The organism is Microbacterium sp. NPDC055683 (assembly GCF_053617895.1).
In genome coordinates, this window is record NZ_JBSHGQ010000014.1 from 37,483 (window position 1) to 62,069 (window position 24,587).

A 24,587-nucleotide genomic window follows, 5' to 3' on the forward strand; every position below is an offset into this window, starting at 1 on the left:
TCCTGAACAAGGTGACTAGGCTGAGGCGCATGACCGACGACGTTCGCACCGGGCCCCGTGTCGGGGTCATCGGCCTCGGCGCCATGGGGCGCCCCATGGCTGCCCATCTTCTCGCCGCCCATGGCGCCCTCGCCCTCACCGGCCGCGCTCGCCGGCACGGCGACCTCGAGGCGGCGGGGGCGAGCTGGCACGACACGCCGCGCGCGCTCGCGGCAGGCTCGGACGTCGTGCTGTCGATGCTCCCCGACCTGCCGGAGCTCGAGCAGGCGCTCGCCGGCGACGACGGCCTGCTCGCCGGGATCGGGGGACCGCTGCTCCTGCTCATCGGCTCGACGTCCTCGGCCACCGCCGTGCGCGCGCTCGCCGACCGGCTCGCCGCCGAGACGGATGGCAGGGTGCGCGTCGTCGACAGCCCCGTCTCAGGCGGGGAGGACGGAGCGATCGCGGGGACGCTGTCGATCATGCTCGGAGGGGAGGAGGAGGACACCGCCCTCGCCGCGCGCGTGCTCGCCCCGTGCGGGACGCCCGTGCGGCTCGGACCGCTCGGAGCGGGCGAGGTCGCGAAGTCGTGCAACCAGCTCGTCGTGTCGGCGACGATGCTCGCGCTCGCCGAGGCGACCGTGCTGGCGGACCGCAGCGGCATCGATCCCGCAGCGCTCTGGGACCTGCTGGGCGGGGGATACGCGGGGTCGAACCTGCTGCGCAGCCGCCGCGACAAGCTCGTGGAACGCGACTACAGCCCGTCCGGCGTGGCGAAGTACATGGTGAAGGACCTCCGGTTCGCCGGCGACGTGGCCGACGCGACGGGAACCCGTCCCGTGCTGCTGCCCGCCCTGCGCGCCGCGTTCGACGAGCTCGTGGCGCGCGGTCTCGGAGACGACGATCTCGCCGTGGCGCGCCGGCTCGTCGAGGAGCGCTGAGGCGCGCCGGAGACCGGACGGCATCCGGCCGGCGTCACCGGGCGAGGGCGCCGATGATGCGGAGGATGGTCCCCATGTCGTCCACCGCGGCGGCCGGGGTCGCGGGGGCGAACCCCGTCACCGACGCGCCGGCGAGGGGCAGCACGGTGCGCAGCGCGGCGATCGCCGCGACGAGATCGGACGGCGCGAGACCGAATGGCTGCGCGTCGGTGACGCCCGTCACGTGCGCGGGGTCCAGCACGTCGAGGTCGACGTGCACGTACACGCGCGCGGCCCCCGTCGCCGCGACGGCCTCCACGAGCTCGTCGGCGTCGAAGGTCGCCGCGGAGAGGTGCGCGATGCCGCTCCCGTCGAGGTAATCGGCCTCCTCGTCCTCCAGCGCACGGGCGCCGGCCAGCACGACGCGCTCCGGCGCGATCGCGCGCTCGCCGAGGGAGAGCGACGGATGGCCGCCGCCGAGGACCGCGCGCAGGGCCATCCCCGCGAACGCGGCCGACGGCGACGTGTCGGGCTCGTGCAGGTCGCCGTGCGCGTCGAACCACACCACGGCGAGATCATCGCCCGCGACATGGTCCACGGCGGGGACGGCGACCCCACAGTCGCCGCCCACGACCACGACGTGCCCGTCGGACTCGTTCGCCCGCAGATCGGCGGCGACGGCGTCGCGGACGCGATGCAGGGCGCTCGCACGCGCGACGCCCGTGCCGATCGCATCGCCCGCCTCGAGCGGGACCTCGATGGTCGTGCACGCGGCGCGGGGCAGGTCGCCCGCGATGATCTCGGCGCCGTCGATGAACGCCATCGCGCGGGAGGAGGGCGATCCCTGCCACTGGGGGACGACGAGGAAGCGAGCCATCTCCCCATCTTCCTCCCGGCCGGACCTGCGCGCGACCGGGCGGCGCGGCGCGGCGCGCGCATCCGCCGACGCGACGACGCCGCCCTCCCGGAGGAGGACGGCGTCGTCGGGGCGCGGGTCAGGCGCCGAGCTGGCCCTGCGGCTGGCCGCCCGACTTCAGCGCAGCCAGGCGCGCCTCGACCTCGGTGAGCTCGCCGATGTCCTCGAGCGACTCGAACTGGGCGTCGAGGCTCGATGCGGCGATCTCGGCCTTGCCGGCCGCGAGCGCCTCCTGGCGGCGGACCTTGTCCTCGAAGCGGCCGAGCTCGCTCGTCGGGTCCATGACGTCGATCGACTTGACGGCGTCGTGCACGCGGTTCTGCGCCTCGGCGGTCTTGGCGCGCGCGAGCAGCTCGGCGCGCTTGCCCTTCAGCTGCTCGAGCTTGACCTTCATGCCGTTGAGGCCGTCCTTGAGCTTGTTGACGACCTCGGTCTGCTGTGCGAGCTGCGGCTCGACGGCCTTGATCTCGTTCTCGGCCGAGAGCTGGCGCTGCAGCGCGACCTTCGCGAGGTTGTCGAACTTGTCGGCGTCGGCGGTGTTGCCCGTCGCGCGCAGCTCGTCGGCCTTGCGGCTCGCCGCGAGCGCCTTGTTGCCCCACTCGGTCGCGGTCTGGCGGTCCTCCGCCGTGTCGCGCTCGAGCAGACGCAGGTTGCCGATCGTCTCGGCGATGGCGGCCTCGGCGTCGGCGATGTTGTTCGTGAAGTCGCGCACGAGCTGGTCGAGCATCTTCTCCGGGTCCTCGGCCTGGTCGATCAGGGCGTTGACGTTCGCCTTGATGAGGGTCGAGATGCGTCCGAAGATCGACTGCTTGGTCATCGGTGTTCCCTTTCGGTTGGGGTCGGTGTCGGGGGGATGCGGGGTGCGGGAGCGGTCGGGTTCAGAATCGGCGGCCTCCGCTGCGTCCTGATCGGCCGCCGCCTCCGAAGGAGCGCCCGCCCGAGCGGCCGCCGCGGCTGCTGCTGCGACCGCCGCCGAACGAGCCGCCGCGCGAACGGCTCCCGCCTCCGCCGCTCCATCCGCCGCCGCCTCCGCCGAACAGGCCGCCGCCGCCCCATCCGGAGCCCGAGCGGCGGCCGCCCATCGAGCTGCCGATGAGGCCGCCGAGGAGCCCTCCCAGGAAGTCGTCTCCGCCCGACGACCTCGTGGCGGTCGGGTAGCGCGTCTCGAACGAGCCCACGTCGCGCTGCGCCGATGCGATCGCGTCGTTCGCGAGCTGGAGCGCGTTCCGTGCGTGGCTCAGGGCCGTGGCGGGATCGGCCTGCTGCAGGCCCTCCGCGCGGGCGAGGTCGGCGCCGGCCTGTGCCAGCCGCGTGCGCGCGTCGGCCCCCACGCCGCCGCGTCGCGCCGCGATGAACTCCTCGGCGGAGGCGATGGCGCTGCGCGCCTGCAGGATGGTCTGCGAGAGCATCTGCGACGCACGGTGCTGCCGGTCGGCCGCTTCGCGGCCGCCCGCGATGACGCGGTCGATCTCGTCGTCGGCCTTCTGCAGCGCCTCCAGCATGAGGAGAGGCCGGCGCCCCGCGCCCGCGAGGTTCTCGCGAGCCGTGGCGATCTGCTGCTCGGTGCGCGCGACCGCCCCGGCGACCTGGCCGTCGCCATCCGGGAGCTGCTTGGCCGCGGCGACGTCGCCTTCGAGCTCGGCGATGAGGGCGGCCGCCTGCTTCTCGCCCTCGGCGAGCGACGCGCCGAGCTGCGACACGGCGGAGTCGAGACCGCGTGCCTGGGCGATCGCCTGCTCGGCGGTGCGGATGGCGACGGCCGCCTCGCCGCCCTTGCCCGCTCCGATCGCCTGCTGCGCCGCGACGAGCTGCTCGTCGGCGAACACGAGGCGCGCCTGCGCCTGCTCGGGGTTGTCGGCGACGGACGCGAGCGCCTCCGGCGCGTAGCGCGCCGAGAGCGCCGCGAGCTCCTGCCGCGCCTCCGCGACGACGCCGTCGGCCTGGCTCCGCTTCTCCTGCACCTGGGCGAGCGCCTCGGGCGCGTTCTGCTCCAGCTGACGCAGCTGCGCGAAGCCCTGGGCCTTCTCGTCGAGGGCGGCGTTCGCCTGCTCGCACAGCGCGATGATCTCGCCGTTCCAGGCGCGCACATCCGCCTCGGCGTCCTTCTCGTGGTCGTCGAGCTGCGCCTTCCGCTCGAAGGCCCTGGCGAGCGAGGCCTTCGCCGCGGCGAGCGTCTCGCGGAACTCGCCCGTCGCGCCCTCGCCGAACTGCGCGATCGCGAAGCCGAGCTCCTGCTCGCTCGTGCGCACGGCGTCGTCGGTGGCGATGAGGAGCGAGGCGGCCCGGCGCTGCAGCTCCTCGACGGGGACCGCGTCGGGGGGAGCGCTCCCGGTGTCGCCGGCCGGTGTGCGGCGCCTGCGGGAGAGGAGCACGATGACGATGACGACGCCCGCCACGACGACGAGCCCGATGATCCACGGCCACGCGCCGCCGCCGCCGCGCGAGGCGAGGGAGTCGGCCGCGACGTCGACGGCCGCCGCCCAGTCGTCGTCGGCGAGGGCCGTGCCGACGGCGGCCTCGATCTCGCTCGCCCTCGCCTCGCCGACCGACCCGGAAGGGGGGTACGAGAGGGCCAGCGCCCGGCCCTCCGTGGCGATGGCGAGGAGGTACTGGCCGTCGCCCAGGCTGTTGCGGTTCGCCGTCTCATCCGCCCATTCGAGCGGATCGGACGGGTTCTCGAAGTCGTCGACGTACACGACCCACAGGTCGACGCCCTCCTCCGTGGACAGCTCGCGGAGACGCGCGTCCGCTGCCTGCTCCTCGCTGTCGGTGAGCACGTCGGATCCGTCGTAGACGCGGGAGGAGTCGAGGGCGACCGGCGTCTCGGCGAGCGCCGCCGTCGCCGTCCCGCCGATCAGGATCGTGAGTCCGGCGCACAGCACCGCGGTCCACCGTGCCCGCATGGCGACATCCCCTCCGCGGGCCGTCTCGGCCCCGCGAGACCGATCCTATGCATCGGGCGGCATGCGGGGGAACCCGCGGGTTGCACCCACAGCGGATTCATCGGAGTTGCCGGGGTCCGGGGCCGGCGGCCCGCGGCGGCGGTCGACGGCCGCCCCGCCGGGCCGCGGGAGGGACGGCACGGCGATGCGGCCCGCCGGCGTCGGGGCCTCGTGATGGGATGGGAGGGTGATGGAGGACAGGTACGGCGCCGACGTGCTCGCGGCCGGATGGCGCGAGGCCGGCAGGAAGACGTCGCGGCCGGTCGCCGCCGAGATCGACCTCGTCGTCGAGGTGGCGGGAGACGGCTACTGCGGCGCGATCACGCGCGTCGAGAACGGCAGCGTCGAGCTCGAGGACTGGAAGGGCCGCACGCGCGTCTTCCCCCTCGGCGCGGGATTCCTCATCGACGGGGAGCCGGTCGCGCTCGTCGTGCCGAAGGCGCAGCCGCAGGGTCGGCGCCGCACGGCGTCGGGGTCGTTCGTCGCCGACGACCAGCGCGCCAGGGTCGCACTGCCGAGCCGCATCCTCGTCGAGGGCAAGCACGACGCCGAGCTCGTCGAGAAGGTCTGGGGAGCCGACCTGCGGGTCGAGGGGGTCGCGGTCGAGTTCCTGCAGGGCATCGACCTCCTCGACGACCTGCTGCGCGCCGAGCCGCCGTCGCGGACCCGCCGCTACGGCGTGCTCGTCGACCACCTCGTGCCCGGCTCCAAGGAGACCCGCATCGCCGAGGCGATCGCGCGCGGACCGCACGGGCGGCACGTGCGCATCGTCGGCCATCCCTTCGTCGACGTCTGGCAGTGCGTCAAGCCGCAGGCCGTGGGGATCGCGCGATGGCCCGTCGTCCCGCGCGGCACGGACTGGAAGACCGGCATCTGCCGCGGGCTCGGATGGCCGGCCGAGACCAAGGAGGACCTCGGCCTCGCGTGGCAGCGCATCCTCTCGCGCGTCTCGACGTTCCGCGACATCGAGCCGGAGCTTCTCGGCCGCGTCGAGGAGCTCATCGACTTCGTCACCGAGCCGGCGGAGTAGGCCGCGCCCTCGCGGAACGTACCCTGGGACCATGCCCGAAGACCGCACGTTCCGCGACCATCCCGTCTCGTTCGTCCGCCGGAGCGGCCGGATGTCGGAGGCGCAGGAGCGCGCGTGGGCCGAGCTCGCCCCCCGCTACGTCGTCGACGTGCCGCGCGCGATCGCGTCGACCTCTGTCCACCCCGACGCGCGCCTCGTCCCCGCCGACGAGTACGGGCGCGACGCACCGCTCGTCGTGGAGATCGGATCCGGCCAGGGGCACGCCATCGTGCACGCCGCCTCATCCGCGCCGGAGCGCGACTTCCTCGCCATCGAGGTGTTCCGCGCCGGGCTCGCGCGCACCATGCTCGACGCCGACGCGGCGGGCGTACGCAACCTGCGGCTCGTCGAGGCCAACGCACCCGAGGTGCTCGAGACCCTTCTCCGCGAGGCGTCGGTCGACGAGGTCTGGATCTTCTTCTCCGACCCGTGGCACAAGAAGAAGCACAACAAGCGGCGGATGGTCCGCGACGGCTTCGGCGCGCAGTCCGGCCGGGCGCTCCGCGACGGCGGGCTGCTCCGGCTGGCGACGGACTGGGAGGACTACGCGCTGCAGATGCGGGAGGTTCTCGACGCGGCGCCCGAGTTCGAGCGCGCCTTCGACGGCGAGTGGGCCGACCGCTTCGACGGACGCGTCATGACGGCGTTCGAGCGCAAGGGCATCGACAAGGGCCGCGACATCCGCGATCTCGTCTACCGTCGCATCGCCCGGGGCTGACGGATGGCCGCAGGACGCCGCGCGCGAGGGGAGCAGCGCCCGCTCCGGGTTCCGACGCTCGCGGCCGCCCTCCTGGTGTGCCTGGCCGCGCCCGCGTTCTTCGTGCTGCGGGTGCCGTGGCTCGGGTGGCTGCTGCTGGCCGCGGGGATCGCCGTCGCGGTCGTCGCCGACCGGACCCAGGGCATCGCGCCCTGGCGCGTCGCGGGCGGGGCGGCGCCGGGCGGGGCGGCGCCGTCCCTCGCGCGGGATCTCTCGCTCATCGCGCTGGGGCTGCTCGTCGTGTCGGCCATCCCGCTCGCGGCCGAGCTCGACGACGCCGCCATGGTGCGGTTCACCGTGGCGCTGGGCGGGGCCGTGGCGGTGCCCTACGCGGTGTCGCGGTGGGCGTACCGGGACCGCGCCGTCCGGTTCCCCTGGCGCGGGGGCGGACGGTGGACGGCGATGCAGTGGGGCTGGCTCGCCGCCGTGCTCGCGCTCGGCTGGCTCATCCTGCCGTTCTACTTCGTGACGTCGGGCGTCTACCGCAACTGGCCCGTCGTCGACACCCCCGACCTCGTCGCGCGGCTCTTCGTCGGCGTCGGGGCGGTGGGGATCTGGGACGAGCTGTTCTTCATCTGCACGGTGTTCGCGCTGCTGCTGCGGCACTTCCCCGTCGCCGCCGCGAACGCGCTGCAGGCGATCGTGTTCGTCTCCTTCCTGTGGGAGCTCGGCTACCGCGCCTGGGGGCCCGTGCTGACCATCCCGTTCGCGCTGCTGCAGGGGTGGATCTTCCTCCGCACCCGGTCGCTCGCCTACGTCGTCACGGTGCACCTGCTGTTCGATGCCGTCGTCTTCCTCGTGCTCGTCCACGCGCACAATCCGGGGGCGGTGCCGCTCTTCCTCGTGTGACGGCGGGCGGACACAGCGCAGGAGATCCGCGGCCGCCGGATGGTCCTGCCCCCGGAATCACGCGGGCGGGTGCGGGGAGCCGGGCGCGATCTCCTGCGGGATGTCCGCGGGCGCGTCCGCTGTGCGGCGGCGCGTGCGGGAGGATGGGGGGACGCGGCGGAAGGACGGCGGATGGCGGAGCGGATCGACGTCGAAACGGTCGTGGTCGGGGGCGGGGTCGTCGGCGCCTCCGCGGCATGGGCGCTCGCGCGCGCGGGCCGCGAGGTGGCGCTGCTCGAGGCGCACGAGCCCGCGCACGCAGCCGGCGCCTCGCACGCCTCCACCCGCAACTTCAACCCGTCCTACGCGGAGCCCTCCTATCTCCGGCTGCTCGAACGCGCCCTCCCGCTGTGGCGGGAGCTCGAGGCGGAGGCGGGGGAGACCATCCTCGAGCAGACCGGGATCGTCAACCGCGGGCCGTTCCCGGACTCCGACCTGCTGCGCGAGCGGGCGGGCGCGGCCGGCTTCGCCGTCGAGACCCTCCCTGCCGACGAGGCGACGCGGCGCTGGCCCGGCATGCGGTTCACGAGCGACTCGCTGTTCCTCCCCGCGGGCGGACGGCTGTGGGCCGAGCGGGCCGTGAGGGCGTTCCACGCGATCGCGGCGCGCGAGGGCGGCGTGGTCCGTCACGGCACGCGCGTCGAGCGGGTGCGCGTGCTCGGCGGCGACGCGGTCGAGGCCGTCGCGGGGGATCTCATGGTGCGCGCGCGGCGTGCGATCGTCGCGGCCGGCGCCTGGTCGTCCGAGCTGCTCGACGGTCTCATCGACCTGCCGCCGCTGCGGGTGACGGAGGAGAACCCCGCCCACTTCGCGCTCGCCGCGGGCGACGACGGCTCGGGATGGCCGAGCTTCAACCACCGTGCGGAGCCGTCCGGCTTCGAGTGGCTCGGGCCGATCTACGGACTCGTGTCGCCGGGCGAGGGACTCAAGGTCGGATGGCACGCCGTCGGCCCCGAGGTCACGCCGGCGACGCGGACGTTCGAGCCCGTCCCGCACGTCATCGCGGCGCTGCGGCAGTACGTGCGCGAGTGGATGCCGGGTGCCGACGCCGACCGGTTCGCGCCGATCAGCTGCACGTACACGTCGCGGAAGAGCGAGGACTTCATCCTCGACACGGCGGGGCCGATCGTCGTGGCGGCGGGGTTCGCCGGGCACGGCTTCAAGTTCGCCCCCGCCCTGGGAGAGCACCTCGCCGCCCTCGCGACCGGCACCGGCCGTCCGGATCCCTTCTTCGGGCTGCACCGCTGAGGCGGTCGCGGACGCCCGGGCGGTGGCGCGGGCACGGGCGACCCGCGCGCCGGTGGGTGGAGCGGGTCGCATTCCCACGGGCGGAGCGGTCGAAACCGCCCAGGTGCGTGGACGCGCCGCCGCTTCGCCCGAGCGCGAGGGCACGCAATGCCGATGCGAGCGCGGTGCGGATCCTCGCCACCGCGGGCCGGAATCCTGCGCGTCGATGTCCGACGTGCACGCGGATGACGCGCCATCCGGCTGCCGCGGCCGCGTCGAGCGCGTCGATGTCCTTCCTCTGCGGAACGGGGTCGGCGAAGTGGTGCGGTCCGTCGTACTCTTGATGGCGCGAGGGAAAGCGGCGCGTTCCACCCACCGGCGAGGGGGGAGCCCGAGGAACGGACCGTCGCACCCGGTGTCCCTGCTCCGTGCGAGGGTGGAGGCATGACCGCCCCCCTCCACGACGCCGCCCTCGCCGCCCTCCGCCGACTGGTGGGACGCGACGACGCGGTGTTCCACGACGGCCAGTTCGAGGCGATCGACGCGCTCGTCGGCGGTCGACGCCGCGCGCTCGTCGTGCAGCGCACCGGATGGGGCAAGTCGGCCGTGTACTTCGTCGCGACACGGCTGCTGCGCGACCAGGGGGCGGGGCCGACCGTGCTCGTCTCCCCGCTCATCGCGCTCATGCGCGACCAGATCGCCGCCGCCGAGCGGGCGGGGGTGCGGGCGGTCGCCATCAACTCCACGAACGCGCACGAGTGGACCGACGTGCTCGCCCGGCTCGAGGCCGACGAGGTCGACGTGCTCCTCGTGTCGCCCGAGCGGCTCAACAATCCGTCGTTCCGCGACGAGCAGCTGCCCGCGCTCGTCCGGCGCATCGGCATGCTCGTCGTCGACGAGGCGCACTGCATCAGCGACTGGGGGCACGACTTCCGCCCCGACTACCGCCGCCTGCGCGACCTCATCGCGCAGATGCCCGACTCCGTGCCCGTGCTGGCGACGACGGCGACCGCGAACAGCCGTGTGGTCGCCGACGTCGTCGACCAGCTCGGAGCCGAGGGCGTCACGACCATCCGCGGCCCGCTCGCCCGCGCGTCGCTCCGGCTCGGCGTGCTGCGCCTCCCCGACGCGACGGCGCGCCTGGCCTGGCTGCTCAGCCACCTCGACGAGCTGCCGGGCTCCGGCATCATCTACACGCTCACGGTCGCCGCGGCCAACGACACCGCGCGGCTGCTGCGCGACCACGGTCATGCCGTGCGGGCGTACACAGGACAGAGCGACGCCGACGAGCGCGCCGAGTCGGAGGCCATGCTCAAGCGCAACGAGGTGAAGGCGCTCGTCGCCACCAGCGCCCTCGGCATGGGCTTCGACAAGCCCGACCTCGGGTTCGTGCTCCACCTGGGCGCGCCGTCGTCTCCCGTGGCCTACTACCAGCAGGTCGGCCGCGCGGGCCGCGCGACCGACTCCGCCGACGTCGTCCTGCTGCCGGGCCCGGAGGACCGAGACATCTGGCACTACTTCGCGACGGCCTCCATGCCCGACCAGGATCGGGCCGAGCGCGTGCTGTCGGCGCTCGCCGCATCCGACCGGCCGATGTCGACCGTCGCGCTCGAGGCGATCGTCGACATCCGCCGCACGCCCCTCGAGCTGCTCCTCAAGGTGCTCGACGTCGACGGAGCCGTGCGCCGTGAGAAGGGCGGATGGTCCGCGACCGGCGACGCGTGGACCTACGACGCCGAACGCTATGGGCGGATCGCCGCCGAGCGCCGCGCCGAGCAGGACGACATGCTCGCGTACGAGACGACGACCGGCTGCCGGATGGAGTTCCTCCAGCGGCGGCTCGACGACGACACCGCGTCGCCCTGCGGGCGGTGCGACAACTGCGCGGGCTCCTGGCTGACCGCGGAGATCGGGCAGGGCGTCGCGGCGTCGGCGGCGTCGGCGCTCGATCGCGTCGGCGTGCCGATCGAGCCGCGCCGGCAGTGGCCGTCGGGTCTGGACCGTCTCGGCATGCCGCTCAAGGGCCGCATCCCCGCGGACGAGCAGGCCGACGAGGGGCGCGCCCTCGCGCGCCTGACCGACCTCGGCTGGGGCGGTGCTCTCCGCGAGCTGTTCGCCGCCGGCGCGCCCGATCAGGAGGTCCCCCCGCGACTTCTGGACGCCTGCGTCCGCGTCCTCGCCGACTGGGGATGGTCGGAGCGCCCCGTGGCGGTGGTCTCGGTTCCGTCGCGCTCACACCCGCTCCTCGTCGAATCCCTGGCGCGCGGGCTCGCGGGCATCGGCCGTCTGCCCTATCTCGGGGCGCTCGCGCTCGACCCCGCGGCGCCGACCGGCCGCCCCGGCGGCAACAGCGCCTTCCGCGTGGCCGATCTGCATGGGCGGATGGCCGCGGAGGGCATCGAGGTGCCGGCGGGACCCGTTCTGCTCGTCGACGACCTCGCCGACAGCCGCTGGACGCTCGCCCTCGCGGCCCGTGAGCTGCGCCGCGCCGGCGCGCCGGCGGTGCTGCCGTTCGCCCTGGCCCTGCGCGGCTGAGCCCGGGCCTGCGCGGCTGAGCCCGGGTCCACGCGGCTGAGCCCGGGCCTGCGCGGCTGAGCCCGGGCCCGCGCGGGCGCTCAGCGGACAGACCGCAGGAGACCCGCGCGAGCGCCGTCGGCCGGCTCGCGTGAACGGGACTCACCCCTCGCGCAGGCGCCGGTTCGTCTTCGCCGTCGCGATGGCGCTCCACGGGTCCTCCGGCCAGGGATGCTTGGGGTAGCGACCGCGCATCTCGCGGCGCACGTCCTGGTACGGCCCGTTCCAGAACGACGCCAGGTCGTCGGTCACGGCGAGCGGGTGCCGCCCGGGCGACAGCAGGTGGAACAGCACGGGAACGCGGCCGTCGACGAGCCGCGGCGTGCGGTCGAGGCCGAACACCTCCTGCAGCTTGACCGCGACGACGGGCCGCTCGCCGTAGGCGATGCGGACGTGCGATCCGGACGGCACGGCGAGGCGCTCGGGCACCAGCTCGTCCAACCGCGACGCCTCCGGCCACGGCAGCAGACGGCGCAGGGCGGACGTCGCGTCGACGCGATCGAGGGCGGCTCCGGCTCGCGCGAGGTCTGGTGCCAGCCAGTCGTCGGCGGCCGCGAGCAGCGCCTCGTCTCCGACATCGGGCCACGGGGCGCCGAGCTCGCGGTGCAGCATCGCCATCCGCGCGCGGAGCGCGGTCGCGGCGTCCGTCCAGGGGAGGGCGCCGATCCCGACATCGCGCAGGTGCGCCGTGAGCGCCGGCGCGAGGTCGTCGGGCAGGGGCGTCGCGGGGGTCGACGACAGCGGGATGGCTCCGAGCCGCCGTTCGACGCGGACGCGCACGCGACCGCCCTCGACGCGGGCGATGCGCTCCGAGGCGGCCAGCGGCGCGCCGATCGCGAGCGCCTCGTCCTCGGGGATCGGGGCGGCGAGCCTCACGACGGCGCCCGTGCCCTCGGCGGCACGGCCCTCGGCGCGCTGCACCTCGGCGACCGCGATCCATTCCGATCCGACGAGCCCCGAGCCCTCGGGAACCGCGGCCCGTGTGCCGCTCGCGAGCAGATAGGTCCGCGACCCCGTCGTCGTGCGGCGGGCGATCCACTCGGGGCGCGCGAGGGCGACGACGGCGCCGACCGCATCGGCGAGACCCGGCGCCTCCTGCGCGGAGATGCGGGGTTCGGAGCCCGCGCCCGGGCTGCCCGCACCGCCCACGGGTGCCCCCGCCCCTGCGGCGCCGCCCGCGTCCGCAGCCCCCGCCGCGACCCGGGCGAGCCGCGTCGCCTCGCGCCGCCAGCGCGCGGCGCCCGGCACCCGGTCGTCGCGGAGCCCGCGCAGCAGACCCGGCAGATCCGCATCGGGGGCTCGGTGATCGTCGGACACGGCGGCGACGACCTCGGCGGCGCGCCGCGCATCGCCGAGGCGCATGGCGCCGTCGAGCAGCGCGCGGGCGTCGCGCACGCCGACGGGGAGCGCGGCGATGCGGCGTCCGAGCGGCGTCGGGCGCCCCTCGGCGTCGGCGAGGCCGAGGTCGTGCAGCACGGCCACGGCACGCGTCATGGCGTCGTCCGGCGGCGGGGTCAGCAGGGCGAGCCCGCGCCCCGCCGGCGTGCCCCACGCCCCGAGGAGCAGCGCGGCGTCCACGAGGTCGGCCGAGGCGATCTCGGGCGGCGCCGCCGGCGCCATGCGGGCGAGATCGGTCTCGCCGTAGAGGCGGATGGCGCGGCCCGGCGCCTCGCGAGCGGCGCGCCCGGCGCGCTGCCCGGCGGCGGCACGCGACGCGCTCACCGTGACGAGGCCCGTCATGTCGCGGGCACGATCACGGCGCACCTCGCGCGCGAGACCCGCGTCGACGACGAGCCGCACGCCGGGGACGGTGAGCGAGCTCTCCGCGAGCGCCGTCGTCACGATCGTGCGGGGCCGGGCGCCCGTGCGGCCACCCGTCGCGCGATCCTGCTCGCGCGACGGCAGCCGCCCGTGCAGTGGCAGCACCTCGCGGTCTCCGGCCGCGAGGATGCGCACGACGGCGTCGACGTCGCGGGCCGACGGGACGAACACGAGCGCGTCGCCGTCATCGCCTGCGGTCCGCGCGACGTCCGCGACGTGTACGAGGAACGCCGGGGAGACGCCGCGCTCGTCGAGACGCGGCCCCGTGTGCGGTGCGTAGGAGACGTCGAGGGGATGCAGAGGCGACGGCACGTCGACGACGGGCGCCGGAGCGCCGCCAGCGCCGAGCAGCCCGGCGAGGCCCGCCGCGTCGAGCGTCGCCGACATCGCGACGACGGTCAGGTCGTCTCGGAGTGCGCGCACCTCGGCGAGGAGCCCCAGTAGGAGGTCGCCGTCGAGCGAGCGCTCGTGCACCTCGTCGAGGACGACCGCCGACACGCCGCCGAGCTCGGGGTCGTCAAGCAGACGCCGCAGCAGGACGCCCGGTGTCAGGATCTTGATGCGCGTCGCCGGGCCGACCATCCGCTCGCCGCGCACCGTGAAGCCGACGGCGTCGCCGACGGCGGATCCGTCGAGTGCGGCGATGCGGCGGGCGGCGGCGCGCACGGCGACACGGCGCGGCTGCGTCACGATCACCGACCCCGGGAGGAGGTCCGCAAGGAGCGGCGGCACGAACGTCGTCTTGCCGGTGCCGGGCGGCGCCGTCACGACCATCGCTCCGCGGCGGGACGCGGCGCGCAGCTCCGCCGCGGCCGTCGACACCGGGAGCCCGGCGCCGATGCGGGCGAGGTCGAAGCGGTGCGGGGCGGCGGATGTCACCCCGAGATCATCTCAGCCCCGCCCCGTTCTCAGCCTCGTACGGTGACGAGGGTGCGCTGCCATCCGCTGGCGCCGTCCGGCGCGATGGGGGCGCGCTCCTGGATCTGCAGGTTGCCATCGGCGTCGGTGGCCCGCACGGCGATGTAGTGCGTGCCCGCCTCGGCCTCCCACGCGAGCTTCCACTGCACCCAGGTGTCCTCGTTGACGGGCGCCGACAGCTCGGCCTCCTGCCAGTCGCCGTCGTCGATCGACACCTCGACGCGCGAGATGCCGACCGTCTGGGCCCACGCGACGCCCGCGACCGCGACGGTCCCGGCGTCGACGGGCGTCCCCGAGCGGGGGGTGTCGATGCGCGACGACATCTTGATGGGAGCCTTCGCGCTGTAGCCGCGCGGCGTCCAGTACGCCTCGTCCTGCGCGAACGTCGTCACCGTCAACTCGGTGACCCATTTCGTCGCAGAGACGTACCCGTAGAGGCCGGGCACGACCATCCGCACGGGGAACCCGTGCTCGAGCGGCAGCGGCTCGCCGTTCATCGCGACGGCGAGGATGGCGTCGATCCCGTCGTCGGTGAGCGACGTCAGGGGAGTCGACGCGGTGAAGCCGTCGACGCTCGTCGACAGCACCATGTCCGCGCCCTCCTGCGGACGCGCGAGCGCGAGCACGTCGCGAACGGGCACGCCCTGCCACAGCGCGTTGCCGACGAGCCCTCCGCCGACCTCGTTCGACACGCACGTGAGGGTCACGGCGTACTCGTCGAGCCCCATCGCCAGGAGGTCGTCGAACGTCAGCTCGACGCGCTCACCGACCATCCCGTCGACGACGAGGCGCCATTCCGCCGGATCGACCGTCGGCACCGTCAGGGCCGTGTCGACGCGGTAGAAGTCGGCGTTGGGGGTGAAGAGCGGCGACAGCCCGGGGACATCCAGCTCGGCGCCGTCGGGGATCGTGACGCGAGAACGCGGAGAGGGTAGGCGCAGAGCGTCGCGGATGGCCGTGATCGACGTCGTCACGCCGTTGAGTGCGCGCGAGCCCAGGCCGACGACGAGGGCGGAGGCGCCCGCGATCGTCGCGATGAGCAGGAAGCCGCGGCGGTCGACGCCCTCCTCCGGCGCCGAGGAGGCGGGACGCAGCCGGCGGATGAGGGCGACGAGCACGACACCGCCCGCGACGACCCCGACGACTGAGGGAGCCCAGGCGAGCGCTGACGCGCCCGGGCGCGTCACGGTCGTCGCGAGCGTCGCGGCGCCCGCCGCGCCGATCACGATGAGGCCCGAGGGAGGGAGGCGGAGCTGCAGCACGCCGGCGAGCACGGCGGCGGCGACGACGGCCACGCCGAGGCCCGCGAGCAGCGCGACCTTGTCCATGGCGCCGAACACGGCGATGGCGAGCTCCTTGACGGGCTGCGGGACGATGTCGATGACGAATCCGCCGAGCGCGAGCAGCGGGCTCGCCTCCTTCGCCGCGAGCAGCGCGACGAGCTCGGCCGCGGCGAGGAACACCGCGGCGCTGACGACGCCGGCGATCGCGGCGAGCGGGTACCGGCGTGTGCGCATCCTCGGCCTCATGTCCCTGATTCGGCGCGGCGCGCCGATCGGATGGCCAGGCTACTGCGCGATGGGCGCGTGCGGTGCGAAAGCCGGCGGGTCGTATGCCGCGACGCGCGGCAGCTCGCCGTCCCAGCGCTCCACGGCGACGAGCACGTGCGCGCCGCTCGACCCCTGCGAGAGGGGCGTCGTGCCGACGTCGTGGGTGAGCACGTTGACGTTGCCGGCGATGCAGTCGGCGATGTCGGGGCGCGACGGGTCGAACCACGCGCCCGTGGACATCTGCGCGACGCCGGGCAGCACGTGGTCGGTCAGCACGGCACCCGCGAGCAGGGAGCCGCGCGGCGATCGCACGCGCACGACGTCTCCCGCGCGGATGCCCCGGGCCGCGGCGTCGTCGGGATGGAGACGAATCGGCTCACGGCCCGCCACCTTCGTCGAGCGGCTCGCCGCGCCCATGTCGTGCTGCGAATGCAGGCGGTGACTCGGCTGGTTGCAGAGGAGGTGGATGTCGAACGTCGCGGCATCCGGCGCGCCCCACCACTGCGTGCGCTCCGTCCACACGGGATGGCCGGGGACCTCGACGAGGCCGAAGCCGGCGATCACGTCGGAATGCAGCTCGATCCGCCCGCTCGGCGTCTCCAGCGGGTGCGCCGCGGGGTCGGCGCGGAAGCGGGAGAAGACGGCGTCCGGGTAGGGATCCTGAGGGAGCGGCGCACCGCCCTCGTCCCAGAACTCGTCGAAGGGAGGGGCCGGCGGGCTCTGCGGCGCCGACCGCCACCGCTCGTAGAGGTGGCGCAGCCAGGCGCCCGCGTCGCGGCCCTCGTGGAACGCCTCTCCCCGGCCGAGGCGGTCGGCGAGGCCCGAGAGGATGCGGAACTCGTCCCGCGCCTCGCCGACGGGCGCCGCCGCCGCCCGGACTACGCGCAGCCGGCGGTCGCCCGCGCCCGCCGCGACGTCGTCGCGCTCGAGCGTGCTCGTCGCCGGGAGGACGATGTCGGCGTGCTTCGCCGTCGCCGTCCAGTGCGTCTCGTGCACGATGAACGTCTCGAGGCGGGCGATCGCGGAGCGGAGCCGGCCGAGGTCCTGATGATGGTGGAAGGGGTTGCCGCCCGCCCAGTAGGCCAGCGCGATCGAGGGGTAGCGCAGCGTCCGCCCGTCGTATGCGTACTCCTCTCCGGGGCGGAGCAGCAGGTCGGAGATGCGCGCGCACGGGATGAAGGCGTCCACGGGGTTGACGCCCTGATCGAAGACGGGCAGCTTCGCCCCGACGACGCCGACGCCGTAGTCGCCCATCGATCCGTAGCCGTGCGAGAAGCCGCCGCCCGGCAGCCCGATCCGCCCCAGGAACGCGGCGAGGGCGAGCGCGGCGTGCACCGCGTGCTCGCCGTGCTCGCCGCGCTGCAGCGAGAACGCCACGTTGACGAGCGTGCGCCCCGCGGCCATCCGCCGGGCGAGATCGCGGATGGCCCCGGCGGGCGTCCGCGAGATCGACTCCGCCCACTCCGGCGTCTTCGGGATGCCGTCGTCATCGCCCCTGACCTGCCGGCGGATGCGCTCCGCGCCGGTCGTGAAGCGCGCGAGGAACCCCTCGTCGGCGAGCCCTTCGGCATCCAGGACGTGGATGATGGCGAGGAGGACGGCGGTGTCGGTTCCCGGCATCACGCCGATCCACTCCGCGCCCACGTCGCGGAAGGCGTCGTCGCGCAGAGCCGAGAGCGACACCACGTGCGTGGAGCCGGCCATCCGCCGAGCCCTCCCGGAGGCGATGTGCCGGTCGTGGCCGCCCGGCACGACCCACGTGTTCGATCGGCGCAGGCCCCCGAAGGTGACGAGGAGGTCGGTGTGCTCCTCGATCTCGTGCCACGGCACGGGGCGGGCGCGCAGATCGAGGTCGGCCGCGCGGCCGATGAGATGCGGCAGCAGCACGATGCTCGCGCCGCGCGAGTACGAGTTGACCGAGCGCGTGTAGCCTCCCGTGACGTTCAGGAACCGGTGCAGCTGGCTCTGGGCATGGTGGAAGCGGCCGGCGCTGCCCCATCCGTACGAGCCGCCGAACACCGCGGAGTCGCCGTGGACGGCGCGCACCCGCTCCAGCTCGCGAGCCGTGAGCTCGAGCGCCGTGTCCCAGTCGACCTCCACGAACGCGTCTCCCGACCGGCCCCTCGACGGGTCGGCGCCCGGGCCGTTCTCGAGCCAGCTGCGGCGGATGGCCGGGCGGCGCACACGAGACGGCGCGTCGTGGGCGTCCGCGACGTTCCCGATCGCGGGCGACGCGTCGGGATCGTCGTCGTACGGAGCCGCGGCGATGATGCGACGGCCGTCCGTCGACACCTCGACGCGGTACGTGCCCCAATGGGCGCTGGTCTCGCTGACGGTCACGACGTGAGGCTACGCGGCGCGCATGCGCCGCGATCGGCGTGTTGCGCGGGGTGACGCGCGCGCATCGGAGGCGGGGAAGACCGCGCGGGCGTTGCGCGGGTATCGACGACACTGATGCGCTGCGATAAGCGATTCGAGGTTCCTGATGGCGACGGCGCTTGTGAGGCTGGACTCCGCCCCCCTCATCCCGCCGACCGTGCGGGCGAGGGGGCGGGATCGACGAAGGAGTTGATGTGACGACAGACGTGCCGGCAGAGGGCGCAGCGCCCCGCACCGTCAAGTGGAGCTACATGGACCACTGGCGCAAGAACGGACCATCCGGACCGCTCGACCAATGGCATTCGCGGCTCGAGATGACCCGTTTCCTGCGGCAGGTGGCGGCCGTCGGGTTCGACGCCATCGACACGTTCGACTTCCGCTACTGGCAGATCCTCGAGCAGTACGGGTCGGTGGCGAACTACCAGGAGTTCGTGCAGGAGCAGGGGCTCGAGCGGATCGTGAACACGTTCCACGGCGTCTACTACACGCCCGACCGCTACGCGCCGGAGGTGCCGGCCACCCACGCCGCGATCCTCGAGGACTTCCGCGTCACGATGGACCGGTGGTCGGGCATCCAGCTCGACAACATCATCGTCATGCCCGGGTCGCGGTACTTCGACGAGCAGGGCGTGCCCGACGACGGCCTCAAGCATGCCGCCGACGTCTGGGGGCAGGTGGGGGAGATCACGCAGCAGTACGGCGTGAACCTCACGTGCCATCACGAGTTCTACGCGGGCATCCGCACGAGGCGTCAGATCGACACCTTCTACGGGCATGCCGATCCGCGATACGTGAAATTCTTCGTCGACACGGCGCAGCACTGCATCGCCGACGTCGACCCGGTCGCGGTCTACGAGGCGCATCACGAGCGCGTGAGCGGATTCCACTTCAAGGACACGCGGCACAAGGACGTCAACGACGATTACCGCCGGTTCCCCGACGCCGAGGTGTCGGCCGTGACGACCGAGAAGTGGTTCTACGAGATGGGCACCGACGAGGGGCTCGTCGACTTCGAGGCGATGATGCGCTCGGTGCGCGACCACGGCTACTCGGGCTGGATCTCCGTCGAGCACGACAAGGCGGACAAGCTCGGCGGCGACTACGCCGAGAGCACCGCGATCTCGCGCTGGTACGCGAAGAACGTGCTCGACCGCATCTACGAGGAGGCCTCCGCATGAGCGGCGCGCGATGGAGCTATGCCGTCAACCAGTGGGACACGAACATCGATGCGTTCGTGCGGCGGCGCGAGCACGAGCGGGCCTTCAAGACCGTCTCGATCAGCGGGTTCGGCGCGGTCGAGCTCACGGCCGAGAGCTTCGGCGCCTGGGAGCCGCTCGGCACCCCCGACCAGATCCGCGATCTGTACGGATCGCTCGAGGAGTTCCGCGACGTGCTCGCGACCTGCGCGCTCGACGGAGTGAGCAGCTACGTCTACGACCCCGCGATCGGGTTCGACGTCGAGATGGGGCGCGGCCACGACCCGCTCGACCCCGCCGGCGTTCCGCGCATCGTCGACACCGCCAGGTGGTTCGCCGCGGCGCTCGTCCGACTCGGCGGCGACACGCTCGTCGTCCGCCCCGTCGGCTCCGCGTGGCAGACCGGTGCGCTCGACGACGGGCAGATCGCCGCGCTCGCCGCCGCGTGGGCCGAGGTCGGGGCCGCGGTCGAGGCCGAGGGCGTCGGGCTCGCGCTCCACGTCGACTTCCTCTCCGCCCTGCGGATCGGCGACGGACTCGAGCGGCTGGTCGAGGCGACGGACGGCGCCCCGGTCGGCTTCTCCGTCGACACGGCCGAGTTCGCGATCGCGGGGATCGACCCGGTGGCGTTCCTGCGACGGCACCCGTCGCGCATCCGCCACGTGCAGCTGAAGGACGCCCGCGAGACGGTCGGCGATTCCGAGGCGCTCACTCCGCACGCCGAGCAGTTCGTGCGCACGGAGGGCGGCGAGCGGCGCATCGGGCGGTGGTTCTTCGAGCCGACCGACGAGGGCGGGCTGGTCGACTTCGAGGGTGTCGCGAAGGCGCTGCACGACATCGGGTACGGCGGCTGGATCGTCGTGGAGTCCGATCAGAGCCCGCACCCCGCGGAGAGCGCGATGGTGAGCGGATGGTACGTCCAGAACGTGCTCCGGCCGATCGTGGAGGGAACGGCATGAGCGCCGTGTCCGCCGACGTGCTGAACGTCCTCATCCTGTCGGGGCACATGACCCGCGAGCACGACAACGAGGTGCGCAGCTTCCGCCAGCACAATCAGTGGCTCACGACGCTGCTGGAGGACACCGGCCGGTTCCGCGTCCGTGTCGTGGAGGACCCGCGCGGAGTGGGCGCCGATGTCATCGACCGGTACGACGTCGTCATCGTCGTCTTCGAGGGACGCGACGGCTACTTCGACAAGGCGGTCGGCTTCGGCGCCGAGACCGACGCGGCGCTGCTGAGGTTCGTGCACGACGACGGGAAGGGGATCGTCTGGTTCCACGGCTCCGCCGCGCAGGAGGACTCGTGGGGCTACCCCGAGGAGTACAACGTCATGCGGGGGGCCAAGCTCAGCGCGTGGGAGACGGGGCTGCGCCCCCGCCCGTGGGGCGAGGCCCAGCTCGACACGGTCGAGCCGCGCCATCCGATCACCGAGGGGATCAGCGCGCGGTGGACGGTCACGGGCGACGACATCCTCACGGGCGTACAGCTGTACGAGGGAGCGCGCGTCCTCCTGACCACGTTCGACGACCTGGAGGCGTACGAGAAGGCGCCCGTCTGGCCCATGGCGCACTACCCGGTCGACATCCCTCCCGAGGGGATCGCGGCGCTGCCGGGCATCGACACCGACCAGCCGATCGCGTGGATCAACGACTACGGGGCCGGGAGGTCGTTCACGATCACGATCGGGCACGACATCGACACGTTCCGCCGCATCGAGTTCATCAGGATGTTCCCGCGCGGTGTCGAGTGGGCGGCCACCGGTGAGGTGACGCTGACGGGGCCCGATCGCCGCGGCGACCGCCGCTTCCTGCCCTGGCCGTACTACGCCCACGAGGGCTGACACGCGCGCAGCGGAATGACAGAAGGCCCTGCTCGTCGAGCAGGGCCTTCGCACGCTGGTGCCCCCGGAGGGATTCGAACCCCCGACCTACGGTACCGGAAACCGGCGCTCTATCCCCTGAGCTACGGAGGCGTGCCGATCAAGGCTATCAGCGCTCGGAGGGTGCCTCGTACACGTCGGGCAGGGCGGGCTCCGGCTGCTCGTCCGCCGCCTCGACGACGACCGGCTGGGCGAGCGCGTCGAGTGCCGCCGCGACCCGCTCGGCGAGGTACGCATGCCCGTCGTCCGAGGGATGGTCGGCCCCGGCCTCCGACGTGTCGATGATCCACGCGTAGTCGGCGGCCGTGATCCACTCCTCCTGCACGGGGGAGAGATACCACCATCCGCGCGCGCCGGCGAGCTGGGCGAGCCGGCGGTCGATCTCGGCCGTCGCCTCCTCGACGGGGAGCACCTGCGGGGCCGGCCCGAGGACGACGATCTGCGCGTCGGGGTAGACGGCCGCGAGGTCGTCCCACGCGGCCGTGACGGCGTCGGAGTACCGGGACAGGTCCTGCCGGCGGTCGTTGATCGAGCCCTGCACGATCACGAGGTCGGGGTCGAGGTCGGGATCGAGCGCGGCGATCCGATCGCCGAAGTCGGGGCCGTCGAGGCCCGGCTTGAGGTAGCCGCTGCCGCGCACGCCGTCGACGATCGTCTCGGCCCATCCCTCGATCTCCCCGAGGCGGTAGGCGTAGCCCCCCTCGGGGGCGGTGGCCGCCGAACCGTACGTCCACGAGTCGCCGAACACGAGGACGGTGGCGTCGTCCGGCACGGCGAGCGGCGCGGGCTGCACGACCGTGCCCTCGGCCGCGGCGGCCGGCGGGGCAGACGGCGCCGCCCACGGACGCCACAGCGCGAGCGCGGCGACGGCCGCGAGGGCGAGGCCGATCGCGGCGACCAGCGCGGCGAGTCGGCGGATCGGGCGGTCCGCGCTCATGCGAACGAGGATAAGCACGCGACGGGCTCCCAGCGCGCGTCGTCATAAACTTGTGACGCTATGACTCCCGACGCCCTCGCCGCCGCCCTGCTCGCCGTGCTCTCGCCCATCGCGGAGCGGCGCCGACCCGGCGAGTCCCTCGACGTCGCCGCGGCCGACATCGTCTTCGACCGACCCAAGAACCGCGATCACGGCGACTGGGCGACGAACATCGCGATGAAGCTCGCCAAGCGGCTGGGTGCCAACCCGCGCGAGCTCGCGCAGGACATCACCGACGGGCTGGCCGCCGTCGAGGGCGTCGCCTCGGTCGAGGTCGCGGGGCCCGGGTTCATCAACATCCGCCTCGACGCGGCCGCCGCGGGCGCCCTCGCGAAGACGATCGTGGATGCGGGCACCGCCTACGGCCGCAACGAGACGCAGGCCGGCAACACGATCAACCTCGAGTTCGTGAGCGCGAACCCCACGGGTCCCCTCCACATCGGCCACACCCGGTGGGCGGCGCTCGGCGACTCGATCGCGCGCGTCCTCAAGGCCAGCGGCGCCGACCTCGTCAGCGAGTACTACATCAACGACGCCGGGGCGCAGATGGACAAGTTCGGCGCGAGCGTGCTCGCGGCGGCGAAGGGCGAGCCGACGCCCGAAGGCGGGTACCCGGGGCAGTACATCGCCGACCTCGCGGCACACGTCCTGGCCGAGCGTCCCGATCTGCTGCAGCTCGGCGAGGGTGAGCAGCTCGCGCTCGCCCGCGAGATCGGCTACGCCCGGCAGCTCGAGGAGATCAAGGCGTCGCTCGAGGCCTTCCACGTGCACTTCGACGTCTACTTCAGCGAGCGCACGCTGCACGCGAAGGCTGAGGGAGCCGGCACGAGCCTCATCGACGACGCCGTCGAGCGCCTGCGCGCCCAGGGCCACGTGTTCGACGAGGGCGGCGCGGTCTGGGTGCGCACGACGACGTTCGGCGACGACAAGGACCGCGTCGTGCGCCGCTCGGACAGCGAGATCTACACCTACTTCGCCGCCGACGCCGCGTACTACCTCTCCAAGTCGGACCGCGGGTACCAGCACAAGATCTACCTGCTGGGCGCCGACCACCACGGCTACGTCCACCGTCTCAAGGCCCTCGCCGGCGCGGCCGGCGACGACCCGCAGAAGGACATCGAGGTGCTCATCGGCCAGCTCGTCTCGGTGAACGGCGCGCGCCTGTCGAAGCGCGCGGGGAACATCATCGAGATGGACGACCTCATCTCGTGGATCGGCGCGGACGCGCTGCGCTACTCGCTCGCGCGGTACCCCGCCGACTCGCCCCTCGCCCTCGACCCCGAGCAGCTGCGCAAGCGCACGAACGACAACCCCGTCTTCTACGTGCAGTACGCGCACGCGCGCACCGTCAACGTCGCGCGCAACGCGGCCGACGCGGGCGTCGACCGCTCGGAGTTCGCGCCCGAGCTGCTCGTTCACGAGACCGAGTCGGCGCTCCTCGGCGCGCTGCAGGAGTTCCCGCGGCTCGTCGCGTTCGCGGCCGAGCTGCGCGAGCCCCACCGCATCGCGCGCTACCTCGAGGAGCTCGCCGGCCTCTACCACCGCTGGTACGACACGTGCCGTGTGACGCCCAAGGGCGACGAGCCGCTCGAGACCGTGCACCGCACGCGCCTCTGGCTCAACGACGCCACGGGCCAGGTGCTGCGCAACGGCCTCGACCTGCTCGGCGTGAGCGCGCCAGAGCGGATGTGACGATGGCCCGCCGCCGCACCGCCCGCACCCTGCTCATCGCGGGGGCCGTGGTCGTCGCGGCGGTCGCGGCGTTCTTCGTCGGCGACGCGATCGCCCGCGCCGTCGTGCAGGAGCGCGTCCGCGAGACGGTCGTCACGGAGCTCGCGCTGCCGGCCGACCACCCCGTCGACGTGGCCGTCGGAGGGCTCGTCCTGCCGCAGCTGCTGGCCGGACGGCTCGACGACCTCGCCATCTCGGCCGACGACGTCGCGTTCGAAGGGCTGACGGGCGACGTCGCCGTGCAGGCGCACGGCGTCCCGGTCTCGGGAGACGACTTTTCGGCCCTCGGGGGCACAGCGCGCATCTCGATGGACGCGGACGACGTCGACGCGCTCCTCGCCACGGTGGGCGGAGCGTGGACGAGCTGGGGAGACATCACCGTGGCGCTCCCCGGTCCGGCCGCCGAGTTCTCCGCCGAGCTGACGCTCTTCGGCGCGTCGGTCCCGCTGGAGTTCGCCGCCGTGCCCGGCGTCTCGGACGGCGACGTCGTGCTGACACCCGACGCCATCCGGATCGGCGCGCTCGAGCTCACCGCCGACACCCTCGCGCAGGCTCCGATCGACCTCGGCGCGCTCGCTCAGCCGCTCACCCTGTGCCGGGGCGAGGCGCTTCCCGACGGTCTCGACGTGACGGCGGCCGACGTCTCGGACGGCCGTCTCGAGATCGGCCTGACGTTCTCGGACGGCGTCTTCGCCGACCTCGACGCGCTCGCCGCCGCGCGGTGCGCGTGAGCGGGGCCGGTCGCCGCAGGTCGCCCCGCGTCGGCCGCGCCGCGAGCGGCGCGGCCGGTGCCATAGAATCTCAGTCACCGCGTCAGCGTGATCACACCGCGCCGCGGCCGACCCCCATCCACTGATTGGTGACC

Annotated in this window: 18 protein-coding genes and 1 tRNA gene; 11 read left to right on the top strand and 8 right to left on the bottom strand. The window is 73.8% G+C overall.

The window, feature by feature from the left end; translation table 11 throughout:
- Positions 1-29 precede the first annotated feature (29 nt).
- The gene (locus ACWGPF_RS07540; protein ID WP_452332241.1) at positions 30-920 is read left to right on the top strand and encodes an NAD(P)-dependent oxidoreductase; all 891 of its coding nucleotides are present in this window, start codon (positions 30-32) and stop codon (positions 918-920) included.
- 34 nt (positions 921-954) lie between these two features.
- Here the strand turns inward: ACWGPF_RS07540 and ACWGPF_RS07545 are convergent, their stop codons facing one another.
- From ACWGPF_RS07545 to ACWGPF_RS07555, 3 genes are all read right to left on the bottom strand, one after another.
- Positions 955-1,776, bottom strand: a complete 822-nt coding sequence (locus tag ACWGPF_RS07545; RefSeq protein ID WP_452332242.1) for an arginase family protein — start codon at positions 1,774-1,776, stop codon at positions 955-957.
- 118 nt (positions 1,777-1,894) lie between these two features.
- Entirely contained in the window at positions 1,895-2,632 is a 738-nt protein-coding gene (locus ACWGPF_RS07550; RefSeq protein ID WP_345439564.1) for a PspA/IM30 family protein, read from the bottom strand.
- Positions 2,633-2,693: 61 nt separating this feature from the next.
- Entirely contained in the window at positions 2,694-4,718 is a 2,025-nt protein-coding gene (locus ACWGPF_RS07555) for a TPM domain-containing protein (RefSeq protein WP_452332243.1), read from the bottom strand.
- Positions 4,719-4,947: 229 nt separating this feature from the next.
- Here ACWGPF_RS07555 and ACWGPF_RS07560 point away from each other — a divergent pair, with 229 nt between their 5' ends.
- From ACWGPF_RS07560 to ACWGPF_RS07580, 5 genes are all read left to right on the top strand, one after another.
- Positions 4,948-5,787, top strand: coding sequence for a DUF3097 domain-containing protein (locus ACWGPF_RS07560; RefSeq protein ID WP_452332269.1), 840 nt, complete (start codon positions 4,948-4,950; stop codon positions 5,785-5,787).
- 31 nt (positions 5,788-5,818) lie between these two features.
- A complete protein-coding gene (trmB, locus tag ACWGPF_RS07565; RefSeq protein ID WP_452332244.1) occupies positions 5,819-6,544 on the top strand; it encodes a tRNA (guanosine(46)-N7)-methyltransferase TrmB in 726 nt (241 codons plus the stop codon).
- Between the two features lie 3 nt (positions 6,545-6,547).
- Positions 6,548-7,432 carry a CPBP family intramembrane glutamic endopeptidase gene (locus tag ACWGPF_RS07570; protein WP_452332245.1) on the top strand — a complete coding sequence of 295 codons (885 nt, stop codon included), beginning with the start codon at positions 6,548-6,550 and terminating at the stop codon, positions 7,430-7,432.
- 171 nt (positions 7,433-7,603) lie between these two features.
- A complete protein-coding gene (locus ACWGPF_RS07575; protein ID WP_452332246.1) occupies positions 7,604-8,719 on the top strand; it encodes an FAD-dependent oxidoreductase in 1,116 nt (371 codons plus the stop codon).
- Between the two features lie 423 nt (positions 8,720-9,142).
- Positions 9,143-11,233: a RecQ family ATP-dependent DNA helicase gene (locus ACWGPF_RS07580; protein WP_452332247.1), complete on the top strand. Its 2,091-nt coding sequence runs from the start codon at positions 9,143-9,145 to the stop codon at positions 11,231-11,233.
- A 141-nt stretch (positions 11,234-11,374) separates the two neighbouring features.
- Here the strand turns inward: ACWGPF_RS07580 and hrpB are convergent, their stop codons facing one another.
- The 3 genes from hrpB to ACWGPF_RS07595 are packed head-to-tail and all read right to left on the bottom strand — an operon-like array spanning position 11,375 to position 17,901.
- Positions 11,375-13,972 carry an ATP-dependent helicase HrpB gene (gene hrpB / locus ACWGPF_RS07585; protein ID WP_452332248.1) on the bottom strand — a complete coding sequence of 866 codons (2,598 nt, stop codon included), beginning with the start codon at positions 13,970-13,972 and terminating at the stop codon, positions 11,375-11,377.
- A 29-nt stretch (positions 13,973-14,001) separates the two neighbouring features.
- Positions 14,002-15,528 (bottom strand): molybdopterin-dependent oxidoreductase, encoded by a 1,527-nt coding sequence (locus tag ACWGPF_RS07590; RefSeq protein WP_452332249.1) that lies wholly within the window; start codon positions 15,526-15,528, stop codon positions 14,002-14,004.
- 51 nt (positions 15,529-15,579) lie between these two features.
- Entirely contained in the window at positions 15,580-17,901 is a 2,322-nt protein-coding gene (locus tag ACWGPF_RS07595; protein WP_452332250.1) for a molybdopterin-dependent oxidoreductase, read from the bottom strand.
- Positions 17,902-18,134: 233 nt separating this feature from the next.
- Here ACWGPF_RS07595 and ACWGPF_RS07600 point away from each other — a divergent pair, with 233 nt between their 5' ends.
- From ACWGPF_RS07600 to ACWGPF_RS07610, 3 genes are read left to right on the top strand one after another with little or no spacing between them, the layout of a single operon-like run.
- Positions 18,135-19,118, top strand: coding sequence for a sugar phosphate isomerase/epimerase family protein (locus ACWGPF_RS07600; protein ID WP_452332251.1), 984 nt, complete (start codon positions 18,135-18,137; stop codon positions 19,116-19,118).
- Positions 19,115-20,095, top strand: coding sequence for a sugar phosphate isomerase/epimerase family protein (locus ACWGPF_RS07605; RefSeq protein WP_452332252.1), 981 nt, complete (start codon positions 19,115-19,117; stop codon positions 20,093-20,095). Before ACWGPF_RS07600 ends, ACWGPF_RS07605 begins: the two co-directional genes overlap by 4 nt.
- Complete coding sequence (locus ACWGPF_RS07610) at positions 20,092-20,976, top strand: ThuA domain-containing protein (protein ID WP_452332253.1); 885 nt, start codon at positions 20,092-20,094, stop codon at positions 20,974-20,976. Before ACWGPF_RS07605 ends, ACWGPF_RS07610 begins: the two co-directional genes overlap by 4 nt.
- Positions 20,977-21,032: 56 nt before the next feature.
- Here ACWGPF_RS07610 and ACWGPF_RS07615 read toward each other — a convergent pair.
- A tRNA-Arg gene (locus ACWGPF_RS07615) sits at positions 21,033-21,108 on the bottom strand.
- Positions 21,109-21,124: 16 nt separating this feature from the next.
- Positions 21,125-21,952, bottom strand: coding sequence for an SGNH/GDSL hydrolase family protein (locus tag ACWGPF_RS07620; RefSeq protein ID WP_452332254.1), 828 nt, complete (start codon positions 21,950-21,952; stop codon positions 21,125-21,127).
- A 60-nt stretch (positions 21,953-22,012) separates the two neighbouring features.
- Here ACWGPF_RS07620 and argS point away from each other — a divergent pair, with 60 nt between their 5' ends.
- Positions 22,013-23,683, top strand: a complete 1,671-nt coding sequence (gene argS / locus ACWGPF_RS07625) for an arginine--tRNA ligase (protein ID WP_452332255.1) — start codon at positions 22,013-22,015, stop codon at positions 23,681-23,683.
- 2 nt (positions 23,684-23,685) lie between these two features.
- Positions 23,686-24,453, top strand: a complete 768-nt coding sequence (locus tag ACWGPF_RS07630) for an LmeA family phospholipid-binding protein (RefSeq protein WP_452332256.1) — start codon at positions 23,686-23,688, stop codon at positions 24,451-24,453.
- Positions 24,454-24,587 lie beyond the last annotated feature (134 nt).

Coding starts and splice junctions, on each gene's coding strand:
- ACWGPF_RS07570 (WP_452332245.1), top strand. CDS start 6,548: ATGGCCGCAGGACGCCGCGCGCGAGGGGAGCAGCGCCCGCTCCGGGTT.
- trmB (WP_452332244.1), top strand. CDS start 5,819: ATGCCCGAAGACCGCACGTTCCGCGACCATCCCGTCTCGTTCGTCCGC.
- ACWGPF_RS07580 (WP_452332247.1), top strand. CDS start 9,143: ATGACCGCCCCCCTCCACGACGCCGCCCTCGCCGCCCTCCGCCGACTG.
- ACWGPF_RS07550 (WP_345439564.1), bottom strand. CDS start 2,632: ATGACCAAGCAGTCGATCTTCGGACGCATCTCGACCCTCATCAAGGCG.
- ACWGPF_RS07560 (WP_452332269.1), top strand. CDS start 4,948: ATGGAGGACAGGTACGGCGCCGACGTGCTCGCGGCCGGATGGCGCGAG.
- argS (WP_452332255.1), top strand. CDS start 22,013: ATGACTCCCGACGCCCTCGCCGCCGCCCTGCTCGCCGTGCTCTCGCCC.
- ACWGPF_RS07620 (WP_452332254.1), bottom strand. CDS start 21,952: ATGAGCGCGGACCGCCCGATCCGCCGACTCGCCGCGCTGGTCGCCGCG.
- ACWGPF_RS07610 (WP_452332253.1), top strand. CDS start 20,092: ATGAGCGCCGTGTCCGCCGACGTGCTGAACGTCCTCATCCTGTCGGGG.
- ACWGPF_RS07545 (WP_452332242.1), bottom strand. CDS start 1,776: ATGGCTCGCTTCCTCGTCGTCCCCCAGTGGCAGGGATCGCCCTCCTCC.
- ACWGPF_RS07605 (WP_452332252.1), top strand. CDS start 19,115: ATGAGCGGCGCGCGATGGAGCTATGCCGTCAACCAGTGGGACACGAAC.
- ACWGPF_RS07590 (WP_452332249.1), bottom strand. CDS start 15,528: ATGCGCACACGCCGGTACCCGCTCGCCGCGATCGCCGGCGTCGTCAGC.
- ACWGPF_RS07540 (WP_452332241.1), top strand. CDS start 30: ATGACCGACGACGTTCGCACCGGGCCCCGTGTCGGGGTCATCGGCCTC.
- ACWGPF_RS07630 (WP_452332256.1), top strand. CDS start 23,686: ATGGCCCGCCGCCGCACCGCCCGCACCCTGCTCATCGCGGGGGCCGTG.
- ACWGPF_RS07575 (WP_452332246.1), top strand. CDS start 7,604: ATGGCGGAGCGGATCGACGTCGAAACGGTCGTGGTCGGGGGCGGGGTC.
- ACWGPF_RS07555 (WP_452332243.1), bottom strand. CDS start 4,718: ATGCGGGCACGGTGGACCGCGGTGCTGTGCGCCGGACTCACGATCCTG.